General features: G+C 37.6%; 15 protein-coding genes and 2 pseudogenes. All 17 read right to left on the bottom strand.

The features are described from left to right. Nucleotides 1-152 precede the first annotated feature (152 nt). The 17 genes and pseudogenes from MOC86_RS15040 to MOC86_RS14960 all read right to left on the bottom strand — a co-directional run bounded on the left by MOC86_RS15040 (nucleotide 153) and on the right by MOC86_RS14960 (nucleotide 15,851). Nucleotides 153-2,000, bottom strand: a complete 1,848-nt coding sequence (locus tag MOC86_RS15040; RefSeq protein WP_268584888.1) for a sigma-54-dependent Fis family transcriptional regulator — start codon at nucleotides 1,998-2,000, stop codon at nucleotides 153-155. 176 nt (nucleotides 2,001-2,176) lie between these two features. Further along, nucleotides 2,177-3,556 (bottom strand): dihydrolipoyl dehydrogenase, encoded by a 1,380-nt coding sequence (gene lpdA, locus MOC86_RS15035; protein WP_268584887.1) that lies wholly within the window; start codon nucleotides 3,554-3,556, stop codon nucleotides 2,177-2,179. Between the two features lie 11 nt (nucleotides 3,557-3,567). Further along, nucleotides 3,568-4,776, bottom strand: a complete 1,209-nt coding sequence (locus tag MOC86_RS15030) for a dihydrolipoamide acetyltransferase family protein (protein ID WP_268584886.1) — start codon at nucleotides 4,774-4,776, stop codon at nucleotides 3,568-3,570. Between the two features lie 20 nt (nucleotides 4,777-4,796). Beyond that, nucleotides 4,797-5,831 (bottom strand): alpha-ketoacid dehydrogenase subunit beta, encoded by a 1,035-nt coding sequence (locus tag MOC86_RS15025; RefSeq protein WP_268584885.1) that lies wholly within the window; start codon nucleotides 5,829-5,831, stop codon nucleotides 4,797-4,799. Nucleotides 5,832-5,846: 15 nt separating this feature from the next. Then, a complete protein-coding gene (locus MOC86_RS15020; protein ID WP_268584884.1) occupies nucleotides 5,847-6,839 on the bottom strand; it encodes a thiamine pyrophosphate-dependent dehydrogenase E1 component subunit alpha in 993 nt (330 codons plus the stop codon). 191 nt (nucleotides 6,840-7,030) lie between these two features. Beyond that, nucleotides 7,031-7,429, bottom strand: coding sequence for a hotdog fold thioesterase (locus MOC86_RS15015; protein ID WP_268584883.1), 399 nt, complete (start codon nucleotides 7,427-7,429; stop codon nucleotides 7,031-7,033). A 127-nt stretch (nucleotides 7,430-7,556) separates the two neighbouring features. Further along, a pseudogene (locus tag MOC86_RS15010) lies at nucleotides 7,557-7,906 on the bottom strand (DUF3992 domain-containing protein). Nucleotide 7,907: 1 nt separating this feature from the next. Next, nucleotides 7,908-8,885 carry an S-Ena type endospore appendage gene (locus MOC86_RS15005; RefSeq protein WP_268584882.1) on the bottom strand — a complete coding sequence of 326 codons (978 nt, stop codon included), beginning with the start codon at nucleotides 8,883-8,885 and terminating at the stop codon, nucleotides 7,908-7,910. A gap of 315 nt (nucleotides 8,886-9,200) precedes the next feature. Next, nucleotides 9,201-9,602, bottom strand: coding sequence for a GrpB family protein (locus tag MOC86_RS15000; RefSeq protein ID WP_419146647.1), 402 nt, complete (start codon nucleotides 9,600-9,602; stop codon nucleotides 9,201-9,203). A gap of 384 nt (nucleotides 9,603-9,986) precedes the next feature. Next, nucleotides 9,987-10,502, bottom strand: a complete 516-nt coding sequence (locus MOC86_RS14995) for an SRPBCC domain-containing protein (RefSeq protein ID WP_268584881.1) — start codon at nucleotides 10,500-10,502, stop codon at nucleotides 9,987-9,989. Between the two features lie 153 nt (nucleotides 10,503-10,655). Then, on the bottom strand, nucleotides 10,656-11,135 hold the full coding sequence (locus MOC86_RS14990) for an SRPBCC family protein (RefSeq protein WP_268584880.1): 480 nt from the start codon (nucleotides 11,133-11,135) through the stop codon (nucleotides 10,656-10,658). A 30-nt stretch (nucleotides 11,136-11,165) separates the two neighbouring features. Next, on the bottom strand, nucleotides 11,166-11,621 hold the full coding sequence (locus MOC86_RS14985) for a DoxX family protein (protein ID WP_268584879.1): 456 nt from the start codon (nucleotides 11,619-11,621) through the stop codon (nucleotides 11,166-11,168). 47 nt (nucleotides 11,622-11,668) lie between these two features. After that, nucleotides 11,669-12,001 (bottom strand): ArsR/SmtB family transcription factor, encoded by a 333-nt coding sequence (locus MOC86_RS14980; protein WP_268584878.1) that lies wholly within the window; start codon nucleotides 11,999-12,001, stop codon nucleotides 11,669-11,671. 109 nt (nucleotides 12,002-12,110) lie between these two features. Next, the gene (locus MOC86_RS14975) at nucleotides 12,111-12,482 is read right to left on the bottom strand and encodes a hypothetical protein (protein ID WP_268584877.1); all 372 of its coding nucleotides are present in this window, start codon (nucleotides 12,480-12,482) and stop codon (nucleotides 12,111-12,113) included. 124 nt (nucleotides 12,483-12,606) lie between these two features. Next, nucleotides 12,607-13,629, bottom strand: a pseudogene (locus tag MOC86_RS14970) (DUF3231 family protein). Nucleotides 13,630-13,730: 101 nt separating this feature from the next. Continuing rightward, nucleotides 13,731-15,140: a sensor histidine kinase gene (locus MOC86_RS14965; RefSeq protein WP_268584876.1), complete on the bottom strand. Its 1,410-nt coding sequence runs from the start codon at nucleotides 15,138-15,140 to the stop codon at nucleotides 13,731-13,733. A 3-nt stretch (nucleotides 15,141-15,143) separates the two neighbouring features. Continuing rightward, nucleotides 15,144-15,851 carry a response regulator transcription factor gene (locus MOC86_RS14960; RefSeq protein ID WP_268584875.1) on the bottom strand — a complete coding sequence of 236 codons (708 nt, stop codon included), beginning with the start codon at nucleotides 15,849-15,851 and terminating at the stop codon, nucleotides 15,144-15,146. Nucleotides 15,852-15,956: the final 105 nt, after the last annotated feature.

Here is a 15,956-nt window from a genome sequence, read left to right as displayed (position 1 = left end):
GACTATTTTAGAGAAACCTTCCTTTTTAAACAAAGTTCCTATGCGTTTTTATATCAATGACAGCATACACCACTATCGTAACCTCTTCTCCTTTGGGATACCAAGTTTATGGTGGAAGCTAAAAAAAGTCAGGGACTCTACCCCTGACTTTTTTAATGGAGATTATATTTTTGAAGACGTCTATAGAACGTGCTGCGCGGGACATTGATTAATTTTGCGGCAAGCGTAATATTTCCATTTGTTTCCCGAAGTGCTGTCTTCATTTTCTCTTTTTGAATTTCTTCTCGAAATGAAAGCGAGGGAAGTTCCTTTTCTTCTCTTTCAGGATATGACGAAAGCGAGTCTAATAGAATATTGTCTAAAATGTTTTCTACTTCCTCTCCTTTTGCTTCTTCCACAATTTTAATGCGATGAAGTATATTAAACAGTTCACGTATATTGCCTGGCCAATCATAGTGAGCAAGTTTCTTCAAAAAAAGAGGAGATAAAGTTAAATGCCAATTATATCTTTCACAAAAATACTGAACGAGATGTGGGATATCTTCTTTTCGACTTCGTAGTGGTGGAACATGGACTGGATAAATATGAAGTCTGTAATATAAATCTTCCCGAAACTTCCCTTGCTCAACAAGAGCTTTTAAGTTTTGATGTGTTGCTGTAATAATTCGAACGTCAATGGGCTTTTCCTCCTCACTTCCAAGAAGAGTAACAACACGCTCTTGCAAAACACGTAAAAGAGCAGTTTGCATCGTAAAAGGTAGGTCACCAATTTCATCTAAAAATAGTGTCCCGCCGTTCGCTTGCTGAAATTTCCCCTTATATCCTCCACGCTTTGCTCCTGTAAATGCTCCTTCTGCATATCCAAAAAGCTCACTTTCAAGCAAGTTTTTTGGAAGCGCTCCACAGTTTAATGCAATAAAAGGACCATTTTTTCGTCCGCTGTTTTCATGAATTGCTTTTGCAATCATTTCTTTTCCTGCCCCTGTTTCACCGGAAAGGTAGACACTTGCCTCTGTTGGTGCAGCACATTTTGCCTCTGTTAGGGTATGTTGAAAAGCTTTACTGACGCTTTTTGCGCCATTAAATATAAAAGGGGCGGAAACAAAAAATGAATCTCTATTTTTATGTCTCTTAGGTTTTAAATAGGCAATATATCCAATAGCCGTCAATCGATTTTTCGAGAATACAGGAACTTCAAACTGTACATCATACCCTTCATTTAATAAACTTGCCTTTGACAGCTCAGCCCAGTTCCCCTTCTTTTCCCTTACGCTTTTGCTTGCTCCTATGACGTTCCCTTTATTTGTGCAGACAATAAGTGGACGCTCACTTTCTATCCATTCCATTGTGTTGTGTAAAAGCGCAATCTCTTCTTCCCTTTTTAGGTGTACTTGTGCTTTTTCAATCATATAGGCTGCTGAATTAGCAGTCACAATCATAGACTGATGAGCATGCTCAGCAGGACACGAAATATTAAAAACACCAAGAACTTCTCCCGCTCCTCCTCTTATAACAGCTGAAGAGCAGCTCCATTCATGGGAAGCTTTTGCATAATGTTCAGCTCCTGTCACCATCATTGCTTCCTTATTTTGGAGAGCTGTGCCAATTGCATTTGTCCCGACTTCTTTCTCCGTCCAGCATGATCCCTCGGTAAAATTAATTTCCCTTGCTTTTTCTAAAACATGCTGAGCTCCATTCATTGATAAAATATATCCTTCTGCATCGATCAACAGCGAAACCATACTTGTCTCCCGAATAAACTTTTCTATTTCATTCATATATGGTAGGGCTGCATGAATTAAAAAAGAATTTTTGCGTCGTTGTTTTTCTAACTGTTCTTGATTTAAGACGCGCTGTCCAACTTTTAAATTCGGATTTACTTCTTCACTTCTACAGCGATACCAAGACTCTATAATTCTCTTATTTAGACGACTTTCTTCTAGTGTGCCTTCTTTTATAAAACGCTCCCACATATTTAAAGAAAAACTTCCCTCTATCATTAAATCCTCTCCTATAATCGTTGTTTTACATAAGAAAGGTGCCTGCTCTAGAAAGTTGATTTCATCCTTTAATCATGTATTATTCTTTTATTATAGAAGTTTTAGAAAGCGTTTTCAACATAGTCTACATCATAAGAAAATGGACTGCTATTAACAGCAGTCCATTCTATCCCCATTTAAGCATGTACAGCACTTCCTGTCGTGTTCAAGAGCGCTTCATGAATGGCTTCTGAAAGTGTTGGATGAGCAGCAATAAAATCTTCCATTACATCTATTGTTAGTTCACTATGAATCATTACTGTTCCTTGCCCAATGAGCTCCGTTGCTTTTGGACCAACGATAGAAAGGCCAATAATCTCATTAAACTCTTCTTCTATCATTACTTTCACTTTTCCAAACGGCTCACCTGTAATAAGGGCTTTTCCGTTTCCCCCAAATGAAAACTCTCCAACTTTTACTCTATCATATACTTCTCTTGCTTCTCTTTCCGTAAATCCGACACTTGCTACCTCTGGAAAAGTATAGACACACCGAGGTACTGCTCGATAATTCACTTTGGCCTTCTCTCCACAAGCGTGGAGTGCTGCAACGGCTCCTTCACGGAAAGCAACGTGTGCTAACTGAATACCTCCTATAATATCTCCACATGCATAAATATTTGGGACACTTGTTTGCATGTGTTCATTTACAGTAACTCCTTCATCCGTAAATTCTACTCCAGCTCTCTCTAGACGGAGATCGCTTGTTTTTGGCTTTCTTCCGACAGAAACAAGTACATAATTACCTTGTCTTTCTTCACATCTTCCCTCACTTGTTATAAAACTAACTTTTTTAGCTTTTTTCTCTACACTCTCTAAGCGAGCATTTGTATAAATTTCTACCCCATCTTCTGCAAGCTTTTCATGTAAAAGAGCTGAAGTATCTTCATCTTCATGTGGAAGAAGGGTTGGACTTCCTTCAATAATGGTTACTTTTGTTCCAAGACGGCTATAAATACTAGCAAACTCACATCCAATAACCCCTCCTCCAACAATAATTAAAGAAGATGGAAGTGTTGAAAGCGACATTGCTTGCCCGCTATGAATGATCCAGTCTCCATCAAATGGAGCGAACGGTAAAGACACAGGAGCAGATCCCGCAGCAATAATAAACTCTGTTCCTTCTATTTCGTCAACACTGTCTTCTTTTTGCACTCTTACTCGATTATGACTGATGAAAGAAGCTCTTCCATTTATAACGTTAATTTTGTTTTTCTTCATTAAGTATTTAATCCCTTGCACAAGCTGATGAACAACACCATGCTTATAAGCCTGTACACCACTCCAATTAACAGTGGCTTCGTTTGGAACTTCTATACCAAAGCGTCCTGCTTTCTTTACTTTTTCATATGTTAAAGCACTCTCAAGTAAGGATTTCGTTGGCATACATCCTTCATTTAAGCACGTACCTCCAAGATCCTTTTCTTCAATTAATATCACCTTTTTTCCGAGTGAGGAAGCTTTAATTGCTGCAACATAGCCAGCAGGACCTCCTCCAATTACAACTAATGTTGACATGTTTTTTCCTCCTACAAAAGGATTGCGATTGGGTCTTCTAAATACGCCTTAATGGTTTGTAAAAATTTCGCAGCAGGTGCTCCATCTACAACACGATGATCAAATGTTAAACTAAGTGGTAGCATGCTGCATTTTTGAAGTTCTGCTCCTTTATACATTGGAACTTGCTCAATTGCCCCAACCCCAAGAATACCTGTTTCTGGTGGGTTTAAAATAGGAGTAAAAAGTTCTACTCCGTATGTGCCAAGGTTTGTCACTGTAAAGGTCGATCCTGTCATTTCAATTCCATCCATCTCTCCTCGCCGAACTGAAGAGGACAGTTTTCTAATCGTTGTGGCTGTTTCCACTAGGGAAAGCTTGTCAGCATTTCTTACAACAGGAACAAGTAAGCCATCTTTAATAGCAACAGCAATTCCAACGTGTACACCTTCATGATAAATAATGCCGTCCACATCATAGCTACTGTTCATTTCTCTATGTTTTCCTAATGATAAAACAGTAGCTCGCACAATAAAATCGTTCAGAGAAAGCTTTTCTTCTCCTCTTTTTTCAAAGGATTGTTTTACTTCCTCTCTTAGTTTAACAAGATTTGTAACATCTGCTTTCATCGTAATTGTAAGCTGTGCACTGTTTAATAAACTGCTTTGCATACGTTCTGCAATCACTTTTCTCATTCCTGCTAAAGGTATTTTTGTTCGCTCTTCTCTCCCTTCTTCTCTGCTTTCTTCCTCCTTTTTACCTTGCTTTTTCAATTCTTTTTCAACATCAACTTTTGTAATGCGACCTCCTGGACCACTTCCTTGTATAGTGTCAATGTCAAGTCCAGAAGCTAATGCTATCTTTTTAGCAACAGGTGAAATTTTAAGACGGTTCTTTTTTATAGGACGTTCTTCTATAGCAACTGTTGCTGCCACTTCCTCTTTTGAAGAAGATAAAGAAAGACGCTTTGTTTCATTCTCTTTTTTTTCGGCGATTTGTTCATTCGGTTCTCCAATGTAGCAAATAACAGTACCTGGAGGAACCCCTTCCTCTTCTTCAACTTTAATATCTAATAAGACTCCGTCACTTGGCGCTTCCACTTCCATCTCAATTTTCTCGGAGTTAATGCTCGCAACAGGCTCTCCTTTTGTCACTTTATCCCCTACTTTTTTATTCCAAGACGATATTATTCCTTCTTTCATCGCCATTCCGAGTTTTGGCATGACAACTTCGACTGCCATTTTCGTTTCCCCCTTTTTTCTTATACATTTAGAAGAGATTTGTCTCCAATCAATTCTGATACAACTTTAATAATTTTTTCTGGCGTTGGTAAGTATTCATCTTCTAGAGGTGGCGAAAATGGAACAGGTGTGTGTGGTCCTGTAATCCGCTTAATTGGTGCATCTAACATATCGAACGCTTCATCTGCTACAAGTGCTGCAATGTCTGTTGCAATGCTGCACCGTGGGCTTGCTTCATCAACGACAATAAGGCGGTTTGTTTTTTCAACAGAAGAAAGAATGGTTGCAGAATCAAGTGGTGAGAGGCTACGTGGATCAACAACTTCTGCTTCAATGCCGCGGTTTGAAAGCTGTGCTGCCGCTGTTAGTGCTGTGCCAACTTGCTTTCCAATTGCAACAATTGTTAAATCGCTTCCTTCTCGCTTAATGTCTGCTTTGCCAAGTGGAATTGTGTAATATCCTTCAGGAACTTCTCCTCTTGCGTTATACAAAATTTTATCTTCAAAGAAAATAACAGGATCATCATCTTCAATTGCTGACAACAACAATCCTTTTGCATCATATGGAGAAGAAGGAACAACAACTTTAATTCCTGGAATACTTGTAAATAAAGCATATAAGCTTTGGGAATGCTGCGCTGCTGCTCGAAATCCTGCTCCATGTGTTGTGCGGATTGTAACAGGGACTTTTGCTTTTCCACCAAACATGTAGCGAAACTTCGCTCCCTGATTTAACACTTGATCAAGACAACATCCGATAAAATCATTAAACATAAGCTCTGCAACAGGTCTAAGTCCAGTCGCAGCTGCTCCCATTGCTGCTCCAACATATCCTGCTTCTGAAATCGGGGTATCTAACACTCGATCTCTCCCAAACTCTTGAACAAGTCCTTTTGTAACTCCAAGGACGCCTCCCCATGCCTCATCATCTTGAAGATGGTCAACTCCTCCGCCACCTGCAATATCCTCTCCAAGCATGATGACGTCTTCATCCTTCCTCATTGCAAGCTGAAGTGCTTCATTAATCGCTTTTGACATTGTTAGTTGTCTGCTCATTTTTCTCTCCCCCTTTTAATATGAAACATATACATCTGTAAACAACTCTTTTTTATCTGGATACTCACTGTTTTCAGCAAGTTCAACTGCTCTTGAGACGGCTTCTTCTACTCTTGCATCAATGTTATTAAGCTCTTGTTCTTTAACAATTTCTTCTGAAGTAAGATAGTTTTTAAACAAAGCAATTGCATCACGTTCTTGTAAATGTTCTTCTCGATCTTCTTTTTTCTTATATGTTTGAGCATCACCTTCAAAATGACCATAATTTCTGTATGTTACACATTCAATGAGAGTTGGGCCTTCTCCGTTACGGGCTCTTTGAACTGCTTCTTCTGCTGCTTTATAAACAGCTAAAATGTCTTTTCCGTCAACACGTATTCCTGGAATGTTGTATGATGTTGCTCTTTCTGCAATTGTCGAGCAGCTTGAAGCAGATTCAAAAGGTGTTGCTTCTCCATATCCGTTGTTTTCAGCAACAAAAATAACAGGTAATTTCCAAACCGCTGCTAAATTGATTCCTTCGTGAAACGTTCCTTCATTATTAGCTCCATCACCAAAAAAGCAAACGCTTACATCGTTTGTCTTTTTATATTTTGCTGTTAATGCAGACCCACACGCAAGCGGGAACCCTCCCCCAACAATTCCGTTTGCTCCAAGCATTCCTTTATCTAAATCTGCAATATGCATTGACCCTCCTTTTCCTTTACAAAGACCTGTAATTTTCCCAAAAAGCTCCGCCATCATTCCGTCAAGATCGCATCCTTTTGCAATGCAATGTCCATGCCCTCTATGTGTGCTTGTAATACTGTCCTTATCTGTTAAATGAGCACACATTCCAACTGCGATAGCTTCTTCCCCTGCATACAAATGAACAAATCCAGGTAGAACGCCTCGTGCGAAGATTTCATGAACTTTATCTTCAAACTTGCGAATTTCAACCATCTTCTGATACATCCACGTTGCTTTTTCCCAAGAAAGGTGTTTTTGATTTTGCTCCGTCATTTTCATTGTACAGCCTCCTTTTTAATATCTCACTATACATAGATGCAAGAAGCATGCCAAAAAAAGAATGTTGTTTTATAAGCTTTCTGTCTCACTTTCCTTCTAACAAAATGAGACAAAATGACACGGTTGTGTCACTTTGTCTCATTTTGTTTCAAAAAAACATCCTTTAAGCACTAAGACTTAAAGGATGTTTTTTAGCGTTTATCAACAACCGCAATCGTACATCTTGAGATTGAAATCAGCTTTTCTTCTTCATCAACAATCTGTATCTCGTATACCATGCTTGTCCGACCTTGATGAATAACAGATGCTATTCCTGTTACAAAGCCACTTTGTTTAGAGCGAATATGGTTTGCATTAATTTCTTGTCCAAAAACCGCTTTTTCCTTAAGGTCAACTAAACTTGCGGCCCCAAGACTTGCAACCGTTTCAGCAAGGGCTACAGAAGCTCCACCATGTAGAAAACCGAACGGCTGACGTGTTCTTTCGTCAACAGGCATCTTTGCTATACATGTCCCGTTTTCTTTTACTTCTAAAATTTCTATCCCTAGACTTTCCATAAGGGTGTTTTTCATGTTAAAACGTGCTTCCATTGTAACTGCCTCCAAAAAATAAAAATATGTACACTTTAGGATAACAGTTTTTATCTCTTCTTCCAAAGAATAAGCTAAAAGTATACAAAAAAGCTTAGATTTAGAATAATCCAAGCTTTCTTCACGATTAAAATTTATAGTTTAAGGAAAAAGCAACTTTCACACTTGCTGTTCCTGTTCCACCTGTACCTGCAATTGCAATGGACTCGATATTGTTTATGTGATGGATTGTGCTTCGCCTGGTCCCACTGTAAAATCAGTAACAGCTGTTCCGTTAACTTCCAAACTCGCTGTTGGTGAAACCCCTATTGTTCCATTGTTTTCAACTACAATTGTTCCATTAATTGCAAACGTGCTTGTATCAGTCCAAACTGGTATAGGCGTTCCGACGGTTGTAACTGGTAAATCAAGGGTTACACAAACAGCATCATTTACAACACCAAGCTCATCATTGCTACAACTTCCTAATTGAGCCATTTTATTTCCTCCTCATCGTAAATGGAATTCTCCCAATTCCATTATATGTTAATCTATTTTTTCTGAATAGTTGAAAAACTATTTTTAAGAACTTTCTTCTAGGCATCACAAATGTCCCATTTATACTTCGATTTTCATCTTTTAGAACTTCTATTGTCATATCAAAACTAATCATCAAATTAACAATGAAACAAACTTCTTTCTCATTACTCTGTAGAAACTCTCCATAACAATGAGCATTTTGAATAGCAGCGTTTACAATGGTATGAGTTGGAGCATATAGAAGATACGTTTCTTCATGTAAAAAAGCAAAAGGACCTATAATACAATCCTCAAATTCAAGGCATACGTATCCTTCTTGTACGAACTGAATTTCTTGAAGAAGGATAGTTTCCCCATTTGGTAAAACAATGCTTCTCCTTTTTCGTTCTGAAGAATCCCTTTTTTCTCTACACGTTATTTTTTCTTGTTCTGAAGACAAAGGATACCCTTTTTCATCACTAAAGAAGAAGCGTGCATTTTCCAAAACTGAAATATCAAACTGTTCCTCTGATACAAATGATCGTTTCCGATGCACAGCAATGTGGAACGTCCCTTTCACCTCGTGTTTCCCTTCGTTTGTAACAGCTAGAGAATGAAGCTTTGCAACTGTTATGCTTCTTGATTGTCCTCTTAAAACAGAGAAAACAAACTCATGATTAACAAAAACGCTCATCTCTTCTCCATATTGAGAATTATTGCATATCCAAATCGTGCCCGTCGTAGGAACAGAGGAATGATGTTCCCAAAGTATAGCTGGATACTCAGCGGGATTTGCGATTCGGAAGTGACGGCATATTTTTTCATGCTGTATTTTTTGCTTTTTCTTCTTAAAAACAGGCCACTCGAATTGAATTGTAGAGGATCGAGTCATCCAGTCAAAAACCTTCGCAACTCTTATACAATGGGATTCAGGGTGATCAGCTTGAATAGTAGACATGCAATCCCCCCTGTTCTATACAACTAATTTGTGAATTTTTTTGCATGTTGGTTAGCTTTTTTGTTGTTATTTTTTAAAGAAAGCGTTTATTTAAAGTAAAGAAGTGTTTAATCCCCGTTAGATTAGAAAAAGTAATGAATCAAAAAAGAAAAACCCCTTATTTAAATAATTTTATTAAAAGTCAACACTATTCTTGTATTCCTTTATAAAACAACGTCTTTATACAATGTCAAACATTCTATACAATAAATAAGAAAGATAGAGATGTGCTAAGTGATATTAGCTGTCTCTATCTTTTTTGCTTTAGTTAAAAACTTATTCTATATTACACATGTTAAATTCGGGTGTATTCCTAATTCTTTGAAAAAAAACATTTTTTGCCTCTCTATATTCATTCATATTTTTTCCTTCATACTTTCTTTTTAATTTATCATATTCTATCCTATAAGCCTCATTTTGTAATAAAACGTCACGAAACTTCCAGAAGAAATCATATTCGGAATGAATAACTGTTAATTGTACACCCAAAGGAGGAATAGTAGAATCATCTTTAAACGCTCGAAATGAATCTGTTTTGATGCTCCCTTCATTCAAATCATATAATGCTGTGAGTTGTTGCTCTGCTCGGGGAAAATCATCAGCAGTAACACGTACTTGGATGTCTAAGTCACCCTTTGTTAAACTTTTTGGGATAGCTGTACTTCCAACATGTTGAATGTCTGCCTTTGGTAATTGTTCTTGTATTTTTGCTTTATGTGTAGCTTTAAAATAAAGATTGATAATTTGTAATAAAGATTGATAATTTAAAACAAAGTTTGATAAAACTCTGTATTAATATAGGGTTTTTCTTTTGACCCTAAACTTCAGCTGTATTGTTCAATTAAAGGGCCAGATTGTGGAAGATCGGCAGTTCTAGTTAGAAAGCAATCGAAGTTGAATTCATAAATCGTTACCTGTAGTTTGTAATAAAGTTTGATAAAAAGAAGCAGCTAACCTCTTATTAGACAGTAAACAAAAAGAATCTATTTTGAAAAAAGATCGATCAAAATAGATTCTACATTACTATAGGTACAGGTTTCTTTACTAAACCGCGTGATTTTCTTATTGCAGTTGCTGAAGAACCTCTTCCAAGCGGTCCCAAGTTTCGGTAATTCCTTGCATCATGCCCATGTCCATGACGGCCTTGAGGCCCTCCGCCGACGCATATTCAGCACGGTTGATTAGCTTCGTCTTGCCGCCCAGATCGATGAATTCCAATGTAACATCAGTCGATGGCATGGCGTCATTCGTATTGCCTTCGGCATCCGAGAAGAAATCGACATAGATGATCTTCTCTGGCTCGATGATCTCCTTATAAACCCCTTTGCCCCAAGATTCCATACCGTAAAATTCACCTTGATTTTGATCCACACACTTCATGCAGTAGTGCCAAACGCCGCCCGGTCGGAAATCGACGTTGCAGACTAGAAGCTTCCACCCTTTGGGACCCCACCAGTGTTTGAGATGCTCGGGCTCTTTAAACATCTTGAACACGAGGTCGCGCGGCGCGTCGAAAATACGCTCCAGCACGAGTATCCGATCGTTCTCTACCCTCGAAATCATTGCGTTGTTGGACATTTCTAATTCCTCCTCAGATAAATGATAGATCTTAAGATTTTTCTTTGTTTTGCAGTTCCTACAAGTATTCGATCAGGTTGTCGAATCTTTCTTTCCAGACGCGGCAGTTGCATCCGTCCATTTCTCATTTCCTTTTTGTATATGTTGTGCCCCTCAAATCTTAGCTAATTCTTCCTCAAGTCGATCAAGCGTTGATTTTGCACCCTCAATGGCTCCATACTCCTTAACCGCTTTGTCAAGTTCCTCTGCTGACTTAAAGAGCATCCACATAGTAAGTTCGGTCTTATCTCCTTGATCGGCAAATGTTACCGTTACTCGAAAATGTTCCTCCTTTCCGTCGCCATGAGAGTAGACGAGTCGCTCAGGACTCACTACCTCTATGAAGTCAATTTTATTGTTATAATCGACACCATCGGGTCCATGCATGACGTAAGTCCATACACCGCCTGGCTTTACATTTATTTCTTGAACCGTAATTGTAAAGCCTTTCGGCCCCCACCAGTGCTTTAGATGCTCAGCCTCGGTCCACGCCTTGAACACAAGCTCGCGTGGTGCATTGAAGGTACGCGTGATAACCAATTCATATTTATCGGTGTTCATTGTAATGCTGTTTGTTGCAGTTTCCTTTGACATTTCCATTCCTCCCAATCAATTTTTGTTAAGTTATTTCGCATGACTTAATGAAACGGCTTTTCGTTTTCTATGGTAGAAAACATAGGATCCAGCAATCAAAATGTACCCAATAATGAAAAATACCCAAGGATCGCCTACTGCTATAGTTGAATACATGGCACCCGTCAAATCGATGAAAAATCCGGCATAAGCCCATTCCTTAATTCCCGGAAATCCGGGCATCAGTATCGCTATTACACCTAACAATTTGGCAACGCCAAGAAAGGGAAGAAGGTATGCAGGGTACCCTAAATGTTTGAATAAAGCAACTGCTTCAGGGGCGGACATTATATCAGGAATAGAACCTAAAAGCATTAATGCTATTAACAGCCCCGTAAAAAACCAGTATCCGATTGTTATTTTCTTCAGAGATACCTTATTTCCTTCTTTGGTTTGGTCATTCTTAATAAGTTTCCGATCTTCTACAGACGTCAAAAGGTTTGCCATGACCTCATTCCTCCAATATCGTTTTTTAATAATCTTTGGCAGGACTCCTACTTGTCGTCATGGTTCACATCCTTTCTTTGTAGGTCCTGCAGGTAATCGTCCAAGCGGTCAAATCTCTCGTTCCAAATGTGGCGGTAGGATTCTAACCAGGAATCAAGCTCTTTGAACGGCTCGGCCCTCAGCTTGTAGATCCGTCGATTGGCGATTGCATTCATCTCGACGAGCCCTGCATTACTAAGTACACGAAGATGTTTGGAAGTTTGTGGCTGATTGAGCCCAAGTCGATCGGCAATCTCCCCTACCATGAGAGGGCCGTCACGTAAAAGTTCGACAATGTGTAGTCGGTTAGGCTCAGCAAGAGCATTCAAAGTTGTTTTCATGAATACAATATAACTGAGTAGGAATATTCCTGTCAAGGAATATTAAAAAGTTTTTTAAAAATTTGTGCTCCATGGTTCCACTTTGCATGTTTTTAATCTAATTTTTTAACTATCTATATTCAGCAATCGGGCGCTTTAATTGATTCATAGATTTATAGAAAGACTTTAAGGACGAAAGAAAACGATTCACAGTATTCGGACTTTTATGAGTACGATTTACGAATCGAAAAGAATCTTTTTCACGCACTTTACATGCCATTTCATTCATTAAATAATCTTCTATGGCAACGCGTATCGCATCCGGCTCATCATTCCAATGAACAGTCTCCCCTTGGTACTTACTATACACGTCTAACCATGTGAAAAAAGGCAGCAGGTTTTGAAGGTAGGATAAAGCCGAGCTTTCGGAAATCCGTCCCTTACAATCATGGTAAAAATCTGTTAACGTCATATAGAGGTCTAAAAATATAAAAAAGTACACCACCTGTATTCATGTGATGTACTTTTTTATACAATGTCTGACATTCCACATTAAATACTGATATGAATAGATCTAATTATTCACTTCTGTATTTAATGTTACAGTATAAATAAGAGGTTCTTCTTTATTCTTGGCGTTCTTTCTTACGAACTAACATCTCGCGGTCTTCTATTCCAGGAGGCTGCTCTAGCCAGTTGTGTTTAATCATAATATCAGCTCCCTTTTTAGCAAATTGACCAATTTCTAATGATAACCGCTCATAGTTTAAAACAAGATCACTGCGCTGACTAGCGGCTGCTCCAGTCGCATAGTTTCCCGTTCCTGCCGCACTCAAAAGAGACATTTGAAACATTAACAATTTATCTGAAAATGTTGGAGTTGTAGAGTTGCTTATCCCCATATCAGGTAGCCTCAGAGTAGGGATATCATGATCAAGCAGCACATCTGCAAATACTTTAATATGCTTGTTCGAGATTTCTTTTCCACGCTGCATGTACTGTTGGATTTCTTTTGATGGAGAAGTTTGTCCAAAGCTTAGGCAAAGCTGAACACCAATCACATTTGTGACAATATTCATGAACAAATGAGAAATTTCAACCGCATTCAATGGTCGTTTAGAGCTAAATGGGTTTAAACCGCTAAAATATTTTTTGCTATTTATATAGCTGCTTTCTTTAGGAACTTGGATATACGGTTGGCGGTTAAATACCCCTTTTGAAAGAGCAATATCTGTTGTCATATTGTAAAGCCTACTCGTTTCAGTTAAGGCCGTTGTAAAATAGTGACGAATATCTCCTCTTGAACTCATCGAAATAGTGCCGCTATATGTTATCATCCCTACTCTAGCCATAAAATTAACATAATCTAAACAAAAAACATCTGTATAAAGTCATGGAGCTTCTTCATTAACATCTTGAGATGTAAAACCGTTTGGGATAGCATAATTTTCTTCGTTAAATATTTCAACTAGATGTTTCAAATGCTCTGAAGCAATATCGTAAGCACGCCTAATAGCAGGCTTTATGTCATCATCTTCAATATGTTTCAGCATGTGACCTAAAATACATTTTGACATGCTATCATTCATATAAGCTGTCCAAAGAGAAGCAATCTCAGCCGATGTTAAATGAACTTTCTTTCCCTCCATTGTAGTAACCCCCTAAAATTAAGCTTATTATAATTAGTGTTTACAAACATTGGAGGAAATACGTATAAAAAAGTATAAATAGTTAGAAATCATCTGAGAGACTAGAGATAAATGTGAATTGTTGTTCCCATCCCAACCATACTTTTCATTTCAATATCTCCATCATGTGCTTTAATAACGTCTTTTGCAATAGCCATACCAAGACCAGAGCCTTTATGAACCTCTCCCGTATTTGTCCCTCGATAATAACGATCAAAAATTTTATCAAGATCTTCTTTCCTAATCCCTTTTCCATTATCTTTTATAACAATATGTGATCGTGCTTTCTTTTCAATGCGAACCGTTATTTTTACGTTCTCATCATTGTGTACAATCGCATTGTATATTAAATTGTGCAACGCCCGACGAATTAAAATCTCGTCTACCTCTACTTCTACTTTTTCTTGCTCTACTTCAAATTCAATATGACGGTTAGCATATCTTGCATCATTCAAAATATCGATAACAATGTTGCGAAGCACTGTAACAATATTGACTTCCTTTTTATTCAACATAAGTTCTTTATTTTTTAGTCTTGTTGTTAAATTTAAGTCTTCCATTACTTCTTTCATATATAGTGCTTTTTTTTCAATAATGTCGGCATATTCTTGCATCTCATCTAATGAAAAGTGATATTCTTTGTTTTTCATCATCTCAGCATATCCTTGAATGGAAGCAAGCGGCGTTTTGATATCATGAGAAATGTTCGCAAGCCATTCTTCTCTCATATGATCTAATTTCTTGCGCTCCTTCTCATTTGCGGTTAGCTCAGTTGACAAGTAGTTCACATTATAAAAAACGTCTTTATAAATGCCTTTTGGTTGATAATTCACGCTATAATCTTTGTTTGCAAGTCTTTTAATTCCATCAATTAAGCTATTTAATGGAGAGGTTAGTCTTTTGCTAAATAAATAGCCAATGAAAAAAGCGATCAAGCTATCGATAAGTAAAAAAGTAAGTATTCCCACTTTAAAATTGTGAAGAATGCTTTCGATATCAAATGTGAAAACATATTTACTAATATTCGGATCGCTAAAGCCAACGAAATAGCTGTATTCCCGATTATTCACCGTTTTTCCGCCTGCAAAAACGGTCGCTAATATGTCTTCTTCCTTATATTTATATCTATTGATGGTTTCCAACGGCGTATATTTTTTCTTCACAGCTTTTGGAAGTTTGTAGCCGTACACTTCTTTTCCGTTTTCATCAACAATTTGAATCCACGCTTTTTTTTGGTCAAGCTTCTCTTTCCCTTTTTCGGTAACATCAATATTTCCATTTGCTGCAGTAATATAATGATCAAAATTTCTTGTAAACCGCTCAGCTGATATTTCTCCACCGTGAAATATCGACTTTCCTGTATTAATTTCAATGAGAAACAATCCAATGAGTGTCACAATATTAATAATCACAACTAAAATAACAACAAGTACAATGGATAATAAATACCGGCCTGTTAGCTTCCATTTCATCTCTTATTCATCCTCGATAACAAGCTTGTATCCTAACCCTTTTACAGTCATTAAGTAAATAGGTTTTGAAGGTTGATCTTCTATTTTTTCGCGCAGTCTTCTTATATGAACCATAATTGTATTATCAAATCCAATAAAGTCTTCTCCCCATACAACATCACAAAGTCTTTCTTTACTAATTACTTTATTTGGATTTTCAAGAAAGTGCTTCATTAGTCCGAGCTCTTTTCGTTTAAGCTCTACAGTTTCTCCGTTTTTGACTAGCTCTGCTTTTTCTTCATTGAGTATAAAAGGACCTTTTGTAATAATAGGATCGCTTTTTTCCTGCTCCTTTCCATAACTTGCTCTTCTTAACTGAGCTTTCACTCTGTAAGCAACCTCCTTTGGACTAAACGGTTTTGTAATATAATCATCTCCTCCAATTGCAAAACCTAAAATCTTATCGATTTCTTCTGTTTTGGCTGATAAAAAGAGAATCGGTACTTTTGACACTGTTCGAATTTCTTTGCATACGTCATATCCTTCTCCATCAGGTAACATAATATCTAGTAAAATAAGATCTGGTTTCTGTTGATGAAATTGAGCCATCCCTTCCTTTGCAGTCGCAGCTGTTAATACGTGCTCAATTCCTTCCTTTCTTAATACCGTCTTTATGAGCCGCAAAATATCTTCTTCATCGTCTATGACAAGTATCTTTTCATTATTCATCATATATCAACAACCACCTTTAAAATGTATCATGCTCCCTATTATATAGAAATTGCTGTACTTATTAAAACATTGTCGTATTTCCTTCTCTTTCTATAAAAAACCCTT

The sequence above is a fragment of the Priestia endophytica genome (assembly GCF_026790145.1).
Classification (GTDB): Bacteria; Bacillota; Bacilli; order Bacillales; family Bacillaceae_H; genus Bacillus_I; species Bacillus_I endophytica_A.
This window is presented reverse-complemented; position numbering and strand designations above follow the sequence as displayed.

Excerpts from the sequence above, each read along its gene's own strand:
- MOC86_RS15040 (WP_268584888.1), bottom strand. The coding sequence starts at position 2,000 with ATGATAGAGGGAAGTTTTTCTTTAAATATGTGGGAGCGTTTTATAAAA.
- lpdA (WP_268584887.1), bottom strand. The coding sequence starts at position 3,556 with ATGTCAACATTAGTTGTAATTGGAGGAGGTCCTGCTGGCTATGTTGCA.
- MOC86_RS15030 (WP_268584886.1), bottom strand. The coding sequence starts at position 4,776 with ATGGCAGTCGAAGTTGTCATGCCAAAACTCGGAATGGCGATGAAAGAA.
- MOC86_RS15025 (WP_268584885.1), bottom strand. The coding sequence starts at position 5,831 with ATGAGCAGACAACTAACAATGTCAAAAGCGATTAATGAAGCACTTCAG.
- MOC86_RS15020 (WP_268584884.1), bottom strand. The coding sequence starts at position 6,839 with ATGAAAATGACGGAGCAAAATCAAAAACACCTTTCTTGGGAAAAAGCA.
- MOC86_RS15015 (WP_268584883.1), bottom strand. The coding sequence starts at position 7,429 with ATGGAAGCACGTTTTAACATGAAAAACACCCTTATGGAAAGTCTAGGG.
- MOC86_RS15005 (WP_268584882.1), bottom strand. The coding sequence starts at position 8,885 with ATGTCTACTATTCAAGCTGATCACCCTGAATCCCATTGTATAAGAGTT.
- MOC86_RS14995 (WP_268584881.1), bottom strand. The coding sequence starts at position 10,502 with ATGTCCAACAACGCAATGATTTCGAGGGTAGAGAACGATCGGATACTC.
- MOC86_RS14990 (WP_268584880.1), bottom strand. The coding sequence starts at position 11,135 with ATGTCAAAGGAAACTGCAACAAACAGCATTACAATGAACACCGATAAA.
- MOC86_RS14985 (WP_268584879.1), bottom strand. The coding sequence starts at position 11,621 with ATGGCAAACCTTTTGACGTCTGTAGAAGATCGGAAACTTATTAAGAAT.
- MOC86_RS14980 (WP_268584878.1), bottom strand. The coding sequence starts at position 12,001 with ATGAAAACAACTTTGAATGCTCTTGCTGAGCCTAACCGACTACACATT.
- MOC86_RS14965 (WP_268584876.1), bottom strand. The coding sequence starts at position 15,140 with ATGAAATGGAAGCTAACAGGCCGGTATTTATTATCCATTGTACTTGTT.
- MOC86_RS14960 (WP_268584875.1), bottom strand. The coding sequence starts at position 15,851 with ATGATGAATAATGAAAAGATACTTGTCATAGACGATGAAGAAGATATT.